This window comes from Amnibacterium sp. (genome assembly GCF_051956055.1).
Taxonomy (GTDB): Bacteria; Actinomycetota; Actinomycetes; order Actinomycetales; family Microbacteriaceae; genus Amnibacterium.
Genome location: NZ_JBQCGC010000017.1, coordinates 1 through 3484, shown reverse-complemented (window position 1 = coordinate 3484; position 3484 = coordinate 1). Strand labels below are relative to the sequence as shown.

Sequence of the window (3484 nt, the reverse complement as noted above, 5' to 3'; positions counted from 1 at the left end):
GCTGTTCGTCCTGCTGAGCCTCGAGGTTCCGCTCGGCGTGCAGAACCAACGCACGGAGCGCCGCGACCTGACGGCGAAGGTCTCGCACGACGCGATGGTGCTCGCGGCGGACGCCGAGGACGCGGTGCAGAGGCCGACACGCAGGCAGCTGAACGGGCTCGCGGCGATCGCTTCGACGTACGCGAGCCGAACCGGCGCCCGTGTGGTGGTCGCCGACCGGCGCGGGTACGCACTCATCGACACGAGCGGACGGGTGCGGGGAACCGAGAGCTTCGCGTCGCGCCCGGAGATCCACGCCGCGCTCGCGGGGAAGTATCCGCGCGGCGTCCGGAACTCGCGCACTCTGGGCGAGCGGCTGCTCTACGTCGCGGTTCCGATCGCCTCGAGCGGGAGGGTGCACGGGGCGGTGCGGGTCACGTATCCGTTCTCCGCCGTCGACTCCCGCATCTACCGCTACTGGCTCATTCTCGCGCTGATCGGGATCGTCGTCCTCGCGGGAGCCGCAGTCGTAGGCCTCGGCCTCTCGCGTTTCGTGACCCGGCCGCTGCGCCGGCTCGAGCAGACCGCCGCGGCCGTGGGCGAGGGGCAGCTCGAAGCACGTGCGCCCGAACGTGAAGGCCCGCCCGAGGTGCGGTCGCTCGCCGCCGTGTTCAACGAGACCGTGGGGAAGCTGGCGAGGCTGCTGCGTTCGCAGGGGGAGTTCGTCGCCGACGCTTCGCACGAGCTGCGGACGCCGCTGACGGCGCTCCGGCTACGGCTCGAGAGCCTGCCGGCGAGTCGGGACCGCGACGCCGCACTCCAGGAGACCGACCGGCTCCGCGATCTCGTCGACGGGCTGCTCACCCTGGCCCGAGCGGACGCGGGGAGCGAGACGCCGGCGCGGGTCGACGCGACCTCCGTCCTGCGAGAGCGTGTCGACGCCTGGCTGCCCCTCGCGGACGAGCACCACGTCTCGCTCGTGGCGGACCTCGACGGCCCGGTCGCGGTGCGGGCCGCGCCGGGGCGCCTCGCACAGGTGGTCGACAATCTCATGGCCAACGCGCTCGACGCATCGCCGGATGGGGCGACGGTCACGGTGTCGGCCCTTGCAGCGCCGCCCTGGGTCGAGCTGCACCTCTCCGACCAGGGCGGTGGGCTCACGCCGGAGCAGCGCAGGCGCGCCTTCGATCGCTTCTGGCGCGCGGGCTCCGGTGGGGGCGGCTCCGGCCTCGGGCTGGCGATCGTCAAGAGGCTCGTCGCCGCCGACGGGGGCGAGGTCGAGCTGCGCGAGGCACCGAGCGGCGGGGTCGATGCCGTGGTGCGGCTCCGTCCTGCCTGAACCTTTACCGAAGCTTGGTCCTGCGCTCGCTCGCCCCTAAGAAGAGGTGTCGTAGAACGCGGACATGAACGCAAACCGTCCATTCCTCGCACTGGCCGCCGTCCTCGCGGCGACCGTCCTCACCGGCGGCGCGGCGATCGCGGGACTCGTGCATCGGCCCGCTCCACCGGCGACGGCGCCCGTGACGGTCGTGCAGCAGCAGGCGCCCACTCCGCAGTCGTGGAGCGAGGAAGGTGACTGATCATGCAGCGTGTCTGGGTAGTCGTACTGTCCGTCTGGGCGATGCTCGCGGTCGTCGCGGTGCTCGCCTGGTCGTCCCGCCCGGCGGTTCCCCTGCCCGCGGCCTCGTCGCAGACGATGGTCGTGAAGGGAACCGGCGGCAAGCAGCACGTCGTCGTCCTCAAGACGCCGGCGCACGCGACCACGGCGACTTCGGCAGTGGCGGCGGGAGGATGAACTCTCTCCACCGCACCGAGTGGCGTGCCGTCGGCACGACCTGCGCGGCCGCCGTCACGGCCGACTCGCACGACGAGGTCGAGGTGCACTGGGCACTGGCCGCCGCGCGGGAGGAGGTCGCCGCCTGCGAAGGCGAGCTCTCGCGGTTCGACCCGTCGAGCGACCTTTCACGCCTCAACGCCGCCGACGGAGACTGGGTCCCGATCGGCCGACGCCTGTTCGAGGCGATCCGTCTGGCGCTGCGTGCGCGGGAGGAAACGGGAGGCCGGTTCGACCCGACGATCCTCCCCGCGCTCACGGCCGCCGGCTACGACCGCTCCTTCGAGCTGCTCGAGGAGCGCCAGGCCCGGTCGGCCGACTACTGGCGGGCGGGCGCCGAGGTCGAGCTCGACGATCGGCGCGGACGCGCCAGGCTCGAGTGGGGCGCAGCCGTCGACCTCGGCGGGATCGGCAAGGGCTACGCGGCGAGGCGTGCGCTCGCCGCGATGCTCGCCGCCTCGCCGAGCTTCGCCGGCGGTCTCGTCGATCTCGGCGGCGACATCGCCGTCTCCGGCGAGTCCCCGGAAGCCGGTCCGTGGGTGGTGGCGGTCGCCGACCCGCGGCAGGCAGGGGAGACGCTCGCGATCCTCGCGGTTCCCGCCGGCGGCGTCGCAACCTCCGGTCGCGACGCCCGCCGCTTCGGGCCCGCCCGCTCACTCCACCACCTGATCGACCCCGAGACGGGCGAGCCCGCACTGGCAGGGCCTTTGACGGTGACGGTCGTCGCCCCCGACGCCGCCGAGGCGGAGGTGCACGCGACGACGCTTGCCATCGCGGGCCTCGCGGAGGCCGAGGAGTACGTGGCGGCGAGGCCGTCGATCTCGGCGCTCTACGTCCCGCACGCTGGCTCGGCGATCCCGCTCGGCCGGCTGCCGCTCGGGTCGCAGCGGTTCGTCGTGAGGGCTGCATGACCACCGCCGTGCCCGTTGCCTGGCTCGTCGCGCGTTCCGCAGGCCTCGTGGCGTTCGGGCTGCTGACCCTGTCGGTCTGGCTCGGGCTCGCGATGAGCACCCGCCTGCTCAAGCCGAAGCGTCAGAAGACGCTGCTCTCGCTGCACCGGACACTCGCCTGGACGGGGCTCTCGATGATCGCCCTTCACGCAGGGGCGCTCCTGCTCGACCCGGTCATGCACTTCGGAGTCCTGTCGGTGCTAGTGCCCGGTGCGGCCGCCTGGCGCCCTGGGTCGGTCGCGCTCGGGATCGTCGCCGCGTGGTTGAGCCTCGCCCTCGCCGCCTCTTTCAACGCGCGGCGCTGGATCGGCCAGAAGGGCTGGCGGCGGCTCCACTACGCGAGCTTCGCGGCGTTCTGGCTCTCCCTCGGTCACGCTTTACTCGTCGGCACGGATCTGCGCGGCCTCGGCGGACCGGTCACCGCGGTCCTCGCCGCAGGGCCTGTGCTCTGCCTGACCTTCTACCGGCTGCTCGTCCCGCGCACCGCACCTGCGCGGCCGATCGCGTTGCCTGCCCCGGCCGCGTAGACAGGTCCGCATACAACAGCAGTCGCGTGGTGACAACTACCATGCGACGCCTGGCAGAGTCAGCGACGAGGAGAGGCGCCTTGACGATCACCGACCGGCCTGAAGAAAGCCTTGCCGAGCATGGGCTCCGCGTCGTCGGGCGCGTGCTCCGCAATCCGACGACGTCCCAGCTCTACGCGGCCGCGCTCGACCGC

Annotated in this window: 5 protein-coding genes; all 5 read left to right on the top strand. The window is 72.7% G+C overall.

Annotated features, from left to right (window positions below):
• Positions 1-1318 (top strand): ATP-binding protein (locus ACTHLI_RS02720; RefSeq protein WP_440181307.1); only part of this gene is annotated, 1318 nt, incomplete at its 5' end.
• 64 nt (positions 1319-1382) lie between these two features.
• A complete protein-coding gene (locus tag ACTHLI_RS02715; RefSeq protein WP_440181305.1) occupies positions 1383-1559 on the top strand; it encodes a hypothetical protein in 177 nt (58 codons plus the stop codon).
• A gap of 2 nt (positions 1560-1561) precedes the next feature.
• On the top strand, positions 1562-1774 hold the full coding sequence (locus tag ACTHLI_RS02710; protein WP_440181304.1) for a hypothetical protein: 213 nt from the start codon (positions 1562-1564) through the stop codon (positions 1772-1774).
• On the top strand, positions 1771-2724 hold the full coding sequence (locus ACTHLI_RS02705) for an FAD:protein FMN transferase (protein WP_440181303.1): 954 nt from the start codon (positions 1771-1773) through the stop codon (positions 2722-2724). The genes ACTHLI_RS02710 and ACTHLI_RS02705 overlap by 4 nt, the downstream gene beginning before the upstream one ends.
• The gene (locus tag ACTHLI_RS02700) at positions 2721-3290 is read left to right on the top strand and encodes a hypothetical protein (RefSeq protein ID WP_440181302.1); all 570 of its coding nucleotides are present in this window, start codon (positions 2721-2723) and stop codon (positions 3288-3290) included. Before ACTHLI_RS02705 ends, ACTHLI_RS02700 begins: the two co-directional genes overlap by 4 nt.
• Positions 3291-3484 lie beyond the last annotated feature (194 nt).

Coding starts and splice junctions, on each gene's coding strand:
- ACTHLI_RS02700 (WP_440181302.1), top strand. CDS start 2,721: ATGACCACCGCCGTGCCCGTTGCCTGGCTCGTCGCGCGTTCCGCAGGC.
- ACTHLI_RS02710 (WP_440181304.1), top strand. CDS start 1,562: ATGCAGCGTGTCTGGGTAGTCGTACTGTCCGTCTGGGCGATGCTCGCG.
- ACTHLI_RS02715 (WP_440181305.1), top strand. CDS start 1,383: ATGAACGCAAACCGTCCATTCCTCGCACTGGCCGCCGTCCTCGCGGCG.
- ACTHLI_RS02705 (WP_440181303.1), top strand. CDS start 1,771: ATGAACTCTCTCCACCGCACCGAGTGGCGTGCCGTCGGCACGACCTGC.